12 protein-coding genes are annotated in these 13,661 nt (G+C 64.7%); 5 read left to right on the top strand and 7 right to left on the bottom strand.

All coding sequences use genetic code 11. The features are described 5' to 3' along the window. Positions 1 to 4: 4 nt before the first annotated feature. The 6 genes from K0F85_RS20490 to K0F85_RS20465 form a co-directional block, all read right to left on the bottom strand. On the bottom strand, positions 5 to 775 hold the full coding sequence (locus K0F85_RS20490; protein ID WP_219117794.1) for a sulfite exporter TauE/SafE family protein: 771 nt from the start codon (positions 773 to 775) through the stop codon (positions 5 to 7). Positions 776 to 784: 9 nt separating this feature from the next. Continuing rightward, positions 785 to 2,233, bottom strand: a complete 1,449-nt coding sequence (gene hemN / locus K0F85_RS20485) for an oxygen-independent coproporphyrinogen III oxidase (protein WP_219117793.1) — start codon at positions 2,231 to 2,233, stop codon at positions 785 to 787. A 24-nt stretch (positions 2,234 to 2,257) separates the two neighbouring features. Next, positions 2,258 to 3,916 carry a PAS domain-containing methyl-accepting chemotaxis protein gene (locus tag K0F85_RS20480; RefSeq protein ID WP_219117792.1) on the bottom strand — a complete coding sequence of 553 codons (1,659 nt, stop codon included), beginning with the start codon at positions 3,914 to 3,916 and terminating at the stop codon, positions 2,258 to 2,260. Between the two features lie 195 nt (positions 3,917 to 4,111). Then, complete coding sequence (locus tag K0F85_RS20475; protein ID WP_219117791.1) at positions 4,112 to 6,220, bottom strand: EAL domain-containing protein; 2,109 nt, start codon at positions 6,218 to 6,220, stop codon at positions 4,112 to 4,114. 45 nt (positions 6,221 to 6,265) lie between these two features. Beyond that, the gene (yiaA, locus tag K0F85_RS20470; protein WP_219117790.1) at positions 6,266 to 6,697 is read right to left on the bottom strand and encodes an inner membrane protein YiaA; all 432 of its coding nucleotides are present in this window, start codon (positions 6,695 to 6,697) and stop codon (positions 6,266 to 6,268) included. An 84-nt stretch (positions 6,698 to 6,781) separates the two neighbouring features. Further along, positions 6,782 to 7,729 (bottom strand): DUF808 domain-containing protein, encoded by a 948-nt coding sequence (locus K0F85_RS20465; protein ID WP_219117789.1) that lies wholly within the window; start codon positions 7,727 to 7,729, stop codon positions 6,782 to 6,784. A gap of 180 nt (positions 7,730 to 7,909) precedes the next feature. On the opposite strand from K0F85_RS20465, the gene K0F85_RS20460 reads away from it, so the two are divergent. The 4 genes from K0F85_RS20460 to K0F85_RS20445 all read left to right on the top strand — a co-directional run bounded on the left by K0F85_RS20460 (position 7,910) and on the right by K0F85_RS20445 (position 10,840). Then, positions 7,910 to 8,551: a LysE family transporter gene (locus K0F85_RS20460; RefSeq protein ID WP_219117788.1), complete on the top strand. Its 642-nt coding sequence runs from the start codon at positions 7,910 to 7,912 to the stop codon at positions 8,549 to 8,551. A 103-nt stretch (positions 8,552 to 8,654) separates the two neighbouring features. Beyond that, positions 8,655 to 10,217 (top strand): DUF6600 domain-containing protein, encoded by a 1,563-nt coding sequence (locus K0F85_RS20455; protein ID WP_219117787.1) that lies wholly within the window; start codon positions 8,655 to 8,657, stop codon positions 10,215 to 10,217. 6 nt (positions 10,218 to 10,223) lie between these two features. Further along, positions 10,224 to 10,385: a hypothetical protein gene (locus K0F85_RS20450; RefSeq protein ID WP_219117786.1), complete on the top strand. Its 162-nt coding sequence runs from the start codon at positions 10,224 to 10,226 to the stop codon at positions 10,383 to 10,385. A gap of 158 nt (positions 10,386 to 10,543) precedes the next feature. Further along, positions 10,544 to 10,840, top strand: a complete 297-nt coding sequence (locus K0F85_RS20445; protein ID WP_070223235.1) for a DUF493 family protein — start codon at positions 10,544 to 10,546, stop codon at positions 10,838 to 10,840. Here the strand turns inward: K0F85_RS20445 and K0F85_RS20440 are convergent. Next, entirely contained in the window at positions 10,833 to 12,032 is a 1,200-nt protein-coding gene (locus K0F85_RS20440; RefSeq protein ID WP_219117785.1) for a multidrug effflux MFS transporter, read from the bottom strand. The two genes, K0F85_RS20445 and K0F85_RS20440, sit on opposite strands and share 8 nt — an antisense overlap. A 137-nt stretch (positions 12,033 to 12,169) precedes the next feature. On the opposite strand from K0F85_RS20440, the gene K0F85_RS20435 reads away from it, so the two are divergent. Then, a complete protein-coding gene (locus K0F85_RS20435) occupies positions 12,170 to 13,642 on the top strand; it encodes a PLP-dependent aminotransferase family protein (protein WP_219117784.1) in 1,473 nt (490 codons plus the stop codon). The last annotated feature ends 19 nt before the right edge of the window (positions 13,643 to 13,661 follow it).

Here is a 13,661-nt window from a genome sequence, read left to right as displayed (position 1 = left end):
CTTTTCATGGATGACCCGTCACGCACAGGGCGTCGAGCCAGCCCAGCGACACGCCGTTAGCGGCGCGCAGCAGGCCCAGCAAGCCAAAGCCCAGCACCAGCAAGCCGCTGGCGATGCGCACGGGGCGGCGCTGCATCTGTGCGCGCAGCCGCGTGCCCAGCAAGCCCATGCCCAGCAGGGTGGGCAAGGTGCCCAGGCCGAAGGCGGCCATGGTGGCCGCGCCGTTGAGGGCCGAACCTTGCAGCATGGCCGTCAGCAGGGCGCTGTAGACCATGCCGCACGGCACCCAGCCCCACAGCCCGCCCACGGCCAGCGCCTTGAAAACGCTATCCATGGGCATCAAGGGCTTCAGCAGTGGCCGCACGCGGCGCCAGACGACGTTGCCGGCCGCTTCCAGGTGGGCCAGGCCACGCCAGGCATCCATCAGGTACAGGCCCAGGGCGACGAGCATCAGGTTGGCCAGCCAGTAGCCGGCCACCTGCAGTGACGCCATGTGCAGCATGCCTGCGCCGGCCAGGCTGCCAGCCAGGGCGCCGGCCAGCATATAGCTGCCTATGCGCCCGCCGTTGTAGGCCAGCACGCGCAGCACGTTCGATGGCAAGGCTGTCTGCATTGCAGGGCGCGCCACGGCGATGGAAATGACCGGGCGGACTGGCGCCGTCGGTGCGCCACCGCTGAGCGACAGGGCACCGACGATGCCGCCGCACATGCCGATGCAGTGCACGCTGCCGGCCAGGCCGACCATGAACATGGGCACGAGGCTCAGGGCGTTCATCGGGCGGCGTTACACCGTTTTCGAGTAGCGCAGCGGCTGCACCGCATCCGGCGCCGCGTTGGCGCGGGCCTGCGTCAGGTAGCGGTCGAAGACCATGCAGATATTGCGGATCAGCAAGCGCCCTTTCGGCGTCACCGTCAGCCAGTCTTCCTCGATGACGAGCAAGCCATCGCGCGCCAGTTCACGCAGTTTTTCCAGCTCGGCGGCGAAATAGCTGCGGAACTTCACGGGATGCGCTTGTTCGATGGTGGCGATCGACAACTCGAAATTGCACATCAGCATCTGGATGATGATGCGGCGCAATAAATCGTCCGTATCGAGCTTGATGCCGCGCGCGATCGGCAGCACGCCTTCGTCGAGCTTTTCATAGTACGCATCCAGCGTTTTCTCATTCTGGCTGTAGACGGCGCCGACGGAGCTGATGGCCGACACGCCGCAGGCGATCAGGTCCGCTTCCGCGCGCGTCGAGTAGCCCTGGAAGTTGCGGTGCAGGCGGCCCTGCCGCTGCGCCACGGCCAGGTCGTCCGTCGGCTTGGCAAAATGGTCCATGCCGATGTAGACATAACCGGCCGCCGTCAGGCGCGCGATGCACAGGCCCAGCATGGCCAGCTTGGTGGCGCTGTCGGGCATGTCGGCGTCGAGGATGCGGCGCTGCGGCTTGAACAAATGCGGCATGTGCGCGTAGTGGTACAGGGCGATACGGTCGGGGCTGGCGTTGATCACCTTGCGCAAGGTTTCCGTCATCGTCTCCAGGCTTTGCTTCGGCAAACCGTAGATCAGGTCAATGCTGATCGAGCGGAAACCGGCGTCGCGCGCCGCTTGCATGATGGCTACCGTTTCCGCTTCCGGCTGGATGCGGTTGACGGCTTTTTGCACGTCGGCGTCGAAATCCTGCACGCCCAGGCTGATGCGGTTGAAACCTTGCGCACGCAGGGAAAACACGCGCTCGCGCGACACGGTGCGCGGGTCGATTTCGATCGAATATTCGCCGTCTTCATCGGAAGCGAACTCGAAATGCTGGCGCAAATGCAGCATCAGCTCGTCCATCTGCTTTTCGCTCAGGTAAGTCGGCGTGCCGCCGCCGAAATGCAGCTGTTCGATCTGGTTCATGCCGGCAAACAGCTTGCCCTGCATGGCGATTTCCTGTTTCAGGTAACTGAGATAGGTGGCGGCCTTGCTGCGGTCTTTGGTGATGATCTTGTTGCAGGCGCAGTAGTAGCACAAGGTGTCGCAGAACGGCACATGCACGTACAGCGACAGCGGACGGCGGCCGCCGCGCAGGCGCAGCGCGGCCAGCGCTTCGAGGAAATTGCCGTAGCCGAAGTCGGCATGGAAGCGGTCGGCGGTCGGATACGAGGTGTAGCGGGGGCCGGACTGGCTCATCTTGCCGATGATGAGCGGATCGAACTCGACCACGGCATCCAGGTCGGCGGAAGCACTGCTGAGTAGTGTAGGCATGATGTGTGTAAAGTCTTGAAAGGTTTAGGCGGCCAGGCGTTTCATGGCAGGTTTGCCGGCGTTCGCGGCGCCTCCCTTGCCGCCAGGCATGGCGACACGGCGCGGTGGCGGCATCTTGCCGAAATTGAACAGGCTCACGGCTTGCGACAGGCTGGCCGCTTCTTCCGCCAGGCGCGTGGCGGCTGCGGCGGCTTCTTCCACCAGAGCCGCGTTCTGCTGCGTCACCTGGTCCATGTGGGCGATGGCCTGGTTGACCTGGTCGACGCCGATGCTCTGTTCGCGCGAGGCGATGGAAATTTCCTGCATGATGGCCGTCACCTGCTTGACGGAGCTGACCACCTGTTCCATGGTGGCGCCGGCGCGGTTCACCTGCAGCATGCCGGCGCCCACCTTGCCGACGGAAATTTCAATCAGCTGCTTGATGTCCTTGGCCGCCACGGATGAGCGCTGCGCCAGGTTGCGCACTTCGCCCGCCACGACGGCGAAGCCGCGGCCCTGTTCGCCCGCGCGGGCCGCTTCCACGGCCGCGTTCAGGGCCAGGATGTTGGTCTGGAAGGCGATGCCTTCGATCAGGGCGATGATGTCGACGATTTTCTTCGACGAGGTATTGATCTCGTCCATGGTGGTGATCACTTCGGCAACGATCTCGCCGCCCTGCACGGCCACTTTCGAGGCGGCCACGGCCAGCTCGTTCGCCTGCACCGAGTTGTCCGCGTTCTGTTTCACCGTCGACGAGAATTCCTCGATGCTCGACGCCGTTTCTTCCAGGCTGGCCGCCTGCGATTCCGTGCGGCCCGAGAGATCCATATTGCCGACGGCAATTTGCTTGGTGGCCACGGCCATGGTTTCCACGTTGATGCGCACGTCGCGGATGGTGGCGATCAAGTTGCTGTTCATCTGTTGCAGCGCGCGCAGCAATTGTCCCACTTCATCGGTGCTTTCCGTTTCAAAACTGCCCGACAGGTCGCCGGCGGCGATCGCCCGCGCGCCGTTCAGGGCCTTGCCCAGCGGCTTGAGCACGGACATGCGCAAGGTGTACCAGAGGAAAACGTTGATCAGGAAGCCAAACAGGGTGGCGCCGAAGATGGCGTAATTGGTGATCTTGCCGCCGCTGGCGAACAGGCTGATGACGCACACCAGCAGTTGCAGACAGTTGACGATGGAGGTGGCGGCCCAGATGCGCAGGTTGAGCGACATGTGCGTCAGCTTGTGCACCAGGAGCGCCAGGCCCGGGCGCACGATTTGCCCGTTCTTGATGATAATGTTGCCACCTTCCTTGTTGCGGATGGCGGCGTAGGCTTCTTCGGTCGCCTTGACCTGGTCTTTGTCGGCTTTCACGCGCACCGACATGTAGCCGATGGTCTTGCCTGCTTCGCGGATGGGCGTGACGTTGGCGCGCACCCAGTAAAAGTCGCCGTTCTTGCAGCGATTCTTGACCAGGCCCGTCCACGGCGTACCGGCCTGGATCGAGGTCCACAGGTCGGCAAACGCTTCGGCCGGCATGTCCGGATGGCGTACGATATTCTGGGGCGAACCGAGCAGCTCTGCCTCGCTGAAGCCGCTGACCTGGCTGAAGTAGGGATTCACATACACGATATTGCCGTTCATATCCGTTTTCGACACGATGGCCTGATCGTCCAAGACGAGGACTTCACGGTTAGTCACTGGCAAATTTTGGCGCATGGTCGCGGCTTCCTGATCAGTTAAACAGCTAATTGGTGAGTAAGACTTGCACAATTGCAAGAATGGAGATCAGTGTAAGGAGTCGCCTGCGCAAATTTATTGATGTAGATCAAAATCCTCCAGATTGGTCGTGCTTGCACGCATTTAGCGATAGCAATGCAGCATTGTTTTAAAGTCACTGTTTGTCGGCGGCGGCTAATCCACGCCCGCCGTCAGCGGTCGCAAGCCGCCCACGGCATAGCCTTGCGCGTAATCGATGCCCAACTCGCGGATGACGGCCAGGGTTTCCGCGTTTTCCACGTATTCGGCCACCGTTTTCAAGCCCATCACGTGGCCCACTTCATTGATGGCCTTGACCATCGCGCGGTTGATGGCATTGCTGGCGATGTCGCGCACGAAGACGCCATCGATTTTCAGGTAGTCGACGGGAAGCGCCTTCAGGTAGCCGAACGAGGAAAAGCCGCTGCCGAAGTCATCGAGCGAGAAGCGGCAGCCCATGGCCTTGAGCTGGCGCATGAATACTTGCGCCTTGGGCAGGTTGGCGATGACGGCCGTTTCCGTGATTTCAAAGCAGATTTGCTCGGGCGCAATGGCGTACTGCACGAACTGCCCGGTGATGTAGTCTTGCAGGCCCGTGTCGGCCAGCGACATGCCCGACAGGTTGACGGAATACAAGGCCGGGGCGCGGCGCAGGCTTTGCGCCAGCGCTTCCAGGGGCGGCAGGCTGTCGCGCACGCTCCGGATATGCGCGCAGACGGCGCGAATGACCCAGCGGTCGATGGACAGCATCATGTCGTAGCGTTCGGCGGCGGGAATGAAGGCGCCCGGCAAGATCAGATCACCCTGGCTGTTGCGGATGCGGATCAGCACTTCGTAGTGCTGTTCCGGGCTGTCGTGCAGGTGCACGATGGGCATGGCGTATAGGCGGAAATAATTGTGTTCGAAGGCTTCGTTCAGGCGTGAAATCCACAGCATTTCACCATGCCGCTGCGCCAGCATGACGTCGGACTCCTGGTACACGTGCAGGCGGTTGCGCCCCTGTTCCTTGGCCAGGTAGCAAGCCTGGTCGGCGGCGCTCAGCAACTCGCTCATGGACTTGCTGTCCTGGTTGATTTCCACGATGCCGATGCTCACGCCCAGCTCGAAGCTGCTTTCGTCCCAGGCGAAGTGGAATTGGCGGACGGACTGGCGCAGCTGGTCGCCGATCAGGCGCGCATGGTCGAGCGGACAGTGGGGTAGCAGCACGCCCAGCTCGTCGCCACCGAGGCGGGCCAGGATGTCGCTGTCGCGCATCTCTCCCTGCAGCATCTTGGCCAGCAACTGCAGCAGCACGTCGCCGGCGCCGTGGCCGCAGGTGTCGTTGATGACCTTGAATTGGTCCAGGTCCAGGTACAGCAGCGCATGCGCGTGGCCTTCCTGCTTGGCCGTGCGCAGTGCGCCGGCCACCAGGCGTTCGAACTCGCGCCGGTTGATCAAGCCCGTCAAGGTGTCGTGCGTGGCTTGCCACGACAACTGCTGGCTCAGCTTGCGTTCGTGGCTGACGTCGCGAAACACGACGACGGCGCCGAGGATGTCGCCGTCGCGCGACCAGATGGGGGCGGCGGAATCCTCGATGGCGATGCGCCGCCCTTCGCGCGTGATCAGCTGCGAGCGGCTCGATATGCCGATGGCCTGGCGCTGTTGCAGGCAGCGCATGGCCACGTGCTCGATGGCGGCGCCCGTGCGTTCATCGGCCAGCGGCAAGGTCAGTCCGATATCCAGGCCCTGCGCCATGTCATTGGTCCAGCCCGTCAATTGCTCGGCCACGCGGTTCAGGTAGCGCGTCTTGCCCCGCGGATCGGTGGTGATGACGCCGTCACCGATGGAGCTGAGCGTCACTTCGGCCAGCTCCTTGCGCTCGGCGATCATGAGTTCGCGCAGCATGTGCTCGGTGACATCCCAGATGATGCCCAGCGTGCGCTCGGGATGGCCGCCGCCATCCATGAAGACCTGGGCCTTGGCCGCCAGCCAGTGTTCGCTGCCGTCGGGCCAGACGATGCGGTATTGCAGGGCGTAGCTGCCACGCCGGCGCACGCCATCTTGCAGCACGCCGACGACCTTGTTGCGGTCGCTGACGTGCACCCAGTCGAGAAAGGTGCGGAATGGCTGTGTCAGCGCGCGTTCTTCCCGGCCCAGCAAGGCGGCGCCCTTGGCCGACCAGCTGACCGTGCCATCAATGACCTGGCCATCGACGATGCGCGAATCCCAAAGCGCCATGTGGGCCGCCTCCAGTGCCATCTGTAAACGTTTCTGCTGGTCGCCCATCACCCTCTCCCGACATGGATACAAAGATAGATGCGCCGCCGGTGTTTAAGTTCCCGGCGCCTCGGCCGGTGCGCCAGCCGAGGCGCGCGCCACGTCGCGCACATTCTTTTGCACGGCCACGGCCGCAAACAGGCTGAGCAGAAATGCCATGGCATAGAAACCCTTCTCGCTGTTTTGCAGGCTGGCGTTCCACAGGCCCACCGTCAATAACAGCAAGGCCAGCAGTACGGAAACCCAGCACAGGCCGAAGTAAATCCCCGTCACGGCGATACCCTCGCTGCGGTCGCGCACGGATTTTTGCAGCGAGATGGCGGCGAACAGGCCATACATGAGCAGCGTGAAGTAATAGCCCTTTTCGTTGAGAGCCATGCCGGCATTCCACAGGCCGGACACATAGGTGATGGCGCCGATCAGCAATGCCGCCCAGGAGGCGCCGATGAAGGCGCTGCTGGGACGGTGGATGGGGGTAGTCTGCATAGGGTCTCCATGGACAGCGGGCGCCGCCGGCATGGCCGGGACGGCAGGCACGGATGCGCCCGCCGTCCCATCAGACCAGAAAGCTCATTTGTGCGATTTGAGCCTGCGCAATAAAGCCGACACGGCCGTGACACCGGCCAGCACCAGGCCACCGGCGATGACGCCGGCCACGGCGTTGATCAGGCTGGGCGTGACGGCTGCCAGCACGGGGCCGATGCCGGCTACGCCGCCGAGGGCAATTTCCGCATGGTGCAGCAGGCCGCTGGCCCACGGCCAGCCGTGCGTCAAAATGCCGCCGCCGACCATGAACATGGCCAGCGTGCCCACCACGGAGAGAAATTTCATCAGTTTCGGCGCCGCCGACACCAGCATGCGGCCAAAGCCGCGCACGGCATTCATCAGCGCGCCGGTACCCTTGCGCGCGGCCAGATAAAATCCCGCGTCATCGAGCTTGACGATGCCGGCCACCAGGCCATACACGCCCACCGTCATGATGATGGCGATGCCGACGACGACGGTCACCTGCTGGGCGAAGGTGGCCGTGGCCACCGTGCCCAGGGCGATGACGATGATTTCCGCCGACAAAATGAAGTCGGTGCGGATGGCGCCCTTGATCTTGTCCTTTTCCAGCGCCACCAGGTCGACTTGCGGGTCGCGCAGCGCCTGTGCCAGTTCGGCCTTGTGGCTGTCGTCCGGATGTAGATACTTGTGGGCAATCTTCTCGAAACCCTCGAAGCACAGATAGGCACCGCCCACCATCAGCAGCGGCGTGATGGCCCACGGCGCAAATGCGCTGATGGCCAGCGCGGCGGGTACGAGGATGGCCTTTTTTTTCAGCGAGCCGATGGCGACGGCCCACACGACGGGCAGTTCGCGCTCGGCGCGCACGCCGGCCACCTGCTGCGCGTTCAGGGCCAGGTCGTCACCGAGCACGCCGGCCGTCTTCTTGGCGGCCACCTTGGTCATCAGGGAAACGTCGTCGAGGATGCTGGCGATGTCGTCGAGCAGGGCCAGCAGGCTGGAGCCGGCCATCTCAGCGGGCTCCCGCAGTGGTGGCAGAGAATCTTGGTACGAGGAAACTGTTGTTTTTCATGATGTTATTCTTGGTTGTACGGCAAGGGAAGGCGTGACGGTGATCTTACCTCAGGCTGAACCGGCAGGGCCGCACGGGCTGGGTTAAAATTGCTCCTCGTCACCATTTTTGGACATCGTATGCACCTGGCCACCTGGATCACCTTTGTCATCGCGGCCTCCATCATCGCCGTCTCGCCCGGCTCGGGCGCCGTGCTGTCGATGTCGCACGGCCTGTCGTACGGGGTGAAAAAAGCCAGCGCCACCATCCTCGGCCTGCAGCTGGGACTGCTTGTCGTGCTGGGCATCGCCGGCGCCGGCGTGGGTTCCCTGCTGCTGGCTTCCGAAGTGGCCTTCAATATCGTCAAGACGGTGGGCGCGCTGTACCTGATCTACCTGGGCCTGTCCCAGTGGCGCGCCAAGGCGGCCGTCACGGGCGACCTGCATGCCGATGCTGTCGTGCCTTCCATGCGCCGGCGCGTGCTGACGGGTTTTCTGACCAATGTGACGAATCCGAAGGGCATCATCTTCATGGTGGCGGTACTGCCGCAATTCATCAGCCCCACGGCGCCGCTACTGCCGCAACTGCTGATCCTGGCCGTCACCATGTGCACGATCGATCAGATCGTGATGCACAGCTACGCTTTCCTGGCATCGTCGATGCAGCGGTTTTTCCGCGACGCGCGCGCCGTGAAAAAGCAGAACCGCTTCTTTGGCGGCTTGCTGATGGCCGTCGGCGCCGCCCTGTTCTTCGTCAAGCGTGGCAGCCAGGCGGCTTCCTGAACCAGGACAACTTGCAAACATTTGTAAGCCCGCTTGCGATGCCGGCCGGATGCGGATGTAATCGCTAGCAATCACCCTTGTAAGTCCTGCCTGGAGCGCTGCCATGCGTCCGATCCTGTCTTTCCCCCTCCTCAACACCGTGTGCGCCGTACTGCTGTCGTCGGCGTGCTCCCTGGCTCTGGCCGGGGACCCGCCCGCCCGCGTGGGGCGCATTTCTACTGTCGAAGGGCAGGTGCTGGTGCGCGCCGGCGATGGCGAGGCGCAAAACGCCCTGCTGAACTGGCCCGTCACGACGGATAACCGCTTGACCACCCAGCGCGGTGCGCTGGCCGAATTGCGCGTGGGCGCAGCGGCCGTGCGCCTCGATGGCGATTCCGAGCTGGAAGTGAGCGAACTCGATGACGACAGTTTCAAGCTGCATCTTGGCTATGGCACAGTCAGCGTGCGGGTGCGCAATCCCGATGCGCTGCGCGGCTTCGCGCTGACCACGGCCCAGGCGCGCGTGACTCTCACCGAGCCGGGCTGGGTACGCATCGAGGCGGGGCGCCCGCCTGGCACCAGCGTCATCAGCGTGCTCGACGGGGCGGCCGAGGTGGATGGCGCGACGGGCAGCGTGACCTTGCGGGCGGGCAAGCGCGCCGAGTTGACGGACGAGCAATTGCGCACGGGCGCCGTGCAGAGGGTCGCCTTCGACAACTGGCCCGTAGCCTTGCCTGCCGCCGCGCCGGCCTTGCGCTATGTCACGGAAGATACCACCGGCTATGAAGAGCTGGACCGCTATGGCGCCTGGCAGGACGATGCGCAATATGGCCCCCTGTGGCTGCCCAGCACGGTGCCGGCCGGCTGGGCGCCCTACAGCGACGGGCGCTGGACGTGGATCGCGCCATGGGGCTGGACCTGGGTCGACAATGCGCCGTGGGGTTATGCACCCTCGCATTATGGCCGCTGGGTGCTGCTGGGCCACCGCTGGGGCTGGGCCCCTGGCCGCGAGCGCGCCCGCGTGCCTTGGGCGCCGGCCCTGGTGGGCTGGGTCGGTGGTGTTCATGGGCCGAATGCTCGGCCGCAGCAAGGATCGCGCCCCGACGTGGGCTGGTTTCCCTTGGCGCCGCACGAGCGCTACGTGCCCGGCTACCGCGCCAGCGCGGATTATGAACGCCGCATCAACCGCGTGGCCGAAGGGCGCCGCTCCGTGGCGGGTGAACGCGAACGCAGTCACCGCACCATCATGCCGCCACCGGTGCTGCAAAGCATGCCCTTGAGCACGCCGCCTGCGCCGGCGGGCAACTGGCAGCGCCCCGTGGAGGCGCCGCGCCAGCAAGATGGTTTCCGCCGCGACTGGGTCAACCGCCCTGGCCGCTTGCAGACGGACGATGGCCAGACGCACATGGCGCCGCGTCCCATGCAGCCGAATCGGCCACCCGTGCCGGTCCAGCCGCCGCAGCCCCTGATGCCGGCGATGCCGGCCTTGCCACCGGTGCAAGACCAGGTGGGCCGCCCCGGGTGGAGCGGCGAGGAGCGGCCCCGCGCCGAACGGCCTCAGCCGCGCCCTGGCATCGAGCGTCCCTTTGATGCGCGCGGTAGCGAGCGCGCCAATCCGCCGCGGGAGCGCAACCATGAGCGCGGCGGCCCCGGCCGCAATGGTCGGATGCAGGAAGCGCAGCGTTGACAGAGCTTGCCGCACCGCCTGTCGCGCCGTATCGACATTCAGGCCGAAAAAGCGGCAGTTCGTCGCATGCAGAGGGTAATGGCGGCGTATTTTGTCTACAGTACGACCACTGCTTCTCCACTGCATGACAACACCGATTTTTCCGGCTATTTTGTTCAAACGAAATAGTTTTCGCCAGCTTACAAAGCTGGCTTTTTTTTTCCGCCACGCCGGCGCCATGGCAACGGGCGCAGGCGCTGCCAAAGTTGGCTACAATACGCTTTTATGCAGTCGCCGCGCGCCATGCGCCGCGCCGCCTGTTCTGACCGGCACTGATTGGATTTCCCATGCAAACGACCCCACCCACCGAAGTCACGATTCCTCCCAGCGAATCGCTGATTGAATACCCGAGCGACTTTCCCATCAAGATCATGGGCCCGACGCATGTCGACTTCGCCCCGACCATGCTGGAACTGGTCATCAGCCACGATCCGACCTTCCACGTGGGCCGCATGGAAGAGCGCCCCTCGGGCAAGGGCAATTACACGGGCCTGACCGTCACCGTGCGCGCCATCAGCCGCGAACAGCTCGACGCGCTGTACATGGCGCTGTCGGGCCACCCGATGGTCAAGATCGTCATGTAAGACATGCTGTTGCCCTGGCGGGCTGGCGTTTCGTCAGCCGCCACACCAGGGCAAAGGCCGCGCTGGCCGCCGCCGTTACCCATAGCAGCGGTTTTTCGCTGCCGTCCGTGATGGCAGCGATGATGGCGCCGCAGCCGGCCGTGAGCGCCATCTGGACGAAGAAGAACAGGCCAGAGGCGCTGCCCGCCTGGGCGCCATACGGCTGCAGCACGGCCAGCTGGCAAGCCGGGATGGCCATGCCCACCGACACCATCACCAGCAGCATGGGCGCCACCAGCGACGCCACGTACTGCGGCGCCAGGCTGCCAGCCAGCAACAAGCAAGCCGCGCCCGCCACATTCAACAGCACCGCCACACCCAGCAGATAATCGGCACCCAGACGCGGTCCCAGGGCGCGGAACAGGCTCGACCCTGCGATATAGCCGCTGACCGTCAGCGCGAACACCAGCGCATAGGCGCCGGGCGACAGATGCATGCCTCTTTGCAACAACACGGACGATTCCGCGATGAAGGGGAAATACGTGCAATACACGCAGCCGATGGCCAGCGCATAGCGCAGGAAATACGCGTCGCCCAGCAGGCGTCGGTATAGCGCCAGGGTATTTCCCTGTGGAACGACGCTGGCCGGCTTGGTTTCCGGCACGTAGGCGGCGATCAAGCCCAGCGACAGCGCGCCCAGCAGGCACAGCACGCCAAATACGGCGCGCCAGCCGAACGCCGCATCGAGCACGCTGCCGGCCAGCGGCGCCAGGATCGGCGACAGGCCCATCACCATCGAGATTTTCCCCAGCATGCGCGCCTGCGTGGCGGCATCGAAGCGGTCGCGCACCATGACCCGGCCGATGATGGTGCCGCTGCAGCCGCCGAACGCCTGCAGCACGCGCGCGGCGATCAGCACATGCACATCGGAAGTGAGGCTGCAGACGATGCTGGCGAGCACATAAATGCCGGTGCCGGCCAGCAGCACGGGACGGCGGCCGTAACGGTCGGCCAGCGGCCCGCAAGCCAGCATCGAGGCGGCCGAGCCGGCCATGAACAGGCTCAGGGTCAGTTGCAGCTGGGCATCGCTGGCATGCAGGGCATCGGCCATGGCCGGCAGCGATGGTAAATAGATGTCGATGCTGATGCGCGACAGGCAGACCAGCAGCAGCACGATGCCGCCCCAGGCCCATACAGCGAGTTGTTTCTGCATTGTTTTACACGATCCTCTCATGTGTTCCTTCATGCGTGCGCCCCGCTGGCGCACCAGAACGGTGAGAGTAGAACGGTTGTGGTGTAATGCGAAGTGCCAGTCATCAGAAAACGCATTGGACCACTTGGACGATTATCATGCCGCGAGGAAAATCACCGCACGCCCTGGATTTGCCCCGCCCCACCAGCTGGCTAGCCAAGGCGGGCGTCAACAAGCAGGATGGCGCCTATGAAGCGCTGCGCTCGGCCATCCTGACGAAGATGCTGCCGGCGGGCAGCCGTTTGCCGTCCAGCCGCACCCTGGCCGAACGCTGGGAGTTGTCGCGCGGCACCATTGAAACGGTATTCGACCGCCTGCATGCGGAAGCGTACGTGACGCGCGTGCCCGGGTCCGGCACGCGCGTGTGCGCCGTGGTGCCGGAACGTTTCCTGATGGCAGGCTTCGGCGATGCCGCCCCGGCCGCGTCGGCCGTCGTGCCCGCATCGGCCCCGGACACGGGCGTGCGCGACGGCTTGCCCTTCGTTGCCCGGCGCGCCGACGCCAGCCTGTTTCCCATGGCCGCCTGGTCCAAGTGCGCCACGCGGGCGCTGGCGGCTGCCACGCCGGAGCAGCTGTGCAGCGCCGATCCGGCCGGCTTGCCCCAGTTGCGCCAGCAGATCGCCGATTTCCTCGCCAAGTACCGCGGCATCCGCTGCGATCCGCAAGACATCGTTGTCACGACCGGCATCCGCCACGCGATCGATTTGCTGGCGCGCAGCATCGTGCGCGATGGCGACAAGGTTTGCCTTGAAGAGCCCGGCTACCCGGCCGCGCGCGCCCTGTTCTCCCTGGCGGGTGCCGTGCCCGTGGACATAGCCGTCGACGCCGAGGGCATCGATTGCGCGGCCCTGGCCGCGCACGCGGACGCCAGCCTGGCGTATGTGACGCCGGCGCACCAGTCGCCGCTGGGCGTGACCATGTCCGTCACGCGCCGCCTGGCCTTGCTGGAATGGGCGAATGACCACGGTGCCTGGGTGGTGGAAGACGATTACGACAGCGAATTCAATTACCACAGCGCACCGCTGGCGGCCCTGAAGGCGCTGGACCAGTATCAGCGCGTGATCTATTGTGGTAGTTTTAACAAGACGCTGTTTGCCGGCCTGCGCGTGGGCTTCATGGTGCTGCCGCCCGCCTTGCGCCCGCAACTGTTGCGCATCGTGCAGTTGACGGGCCGCTCCGTGGGCGTGACCCAGCAGCTGGCGCTGGCCGCCTGGATGGAGGAAGGCGCTTTCGTGCGCCATCTGCGCCAGGCGCGCCTGGCCTACAAGGAGCGGCGCGATCTGCTGCTGGCCTGCCTCGAGCAGATCGCCCCCGGGCGCTACGCCATTTCCGGCCAGCAGGCGGGCTTCCATTGCGTGCTGTGGCTGCCGCCGGACAGCGACGAGCGGGCGTTTTGCGCGCGTGCCGCGCAGGAGGGGCTGGCGCTGCAGCCGCTTGGTGATTTTTGCCATAGCGCAAAGCTGGCGCCGGCCGTGCTGCTGGGCTACACGGCGCTGAGCCTGGCCCAGGTGCGCCACGCTGCACAAAAATTGGGCAATTTGTTGCTGTTGCCCGCGCCCGCGGCTGAATGAAATGGCGGCCTGGCTTATA

Source organism: Janthinobacterium sp. UMAB-56 (assembly GCF_900095265.1).
GTDB lineage: Bacteria > Pseudomonadota > Gammaproteobacteria > Burkholderiales > Burkholderiaceae_D > Janthinobacterium.
Note: the sequence above shows the minus strand (reverse complement) of the source record. Positions and strands in the feature narration are given on the sequence as shown.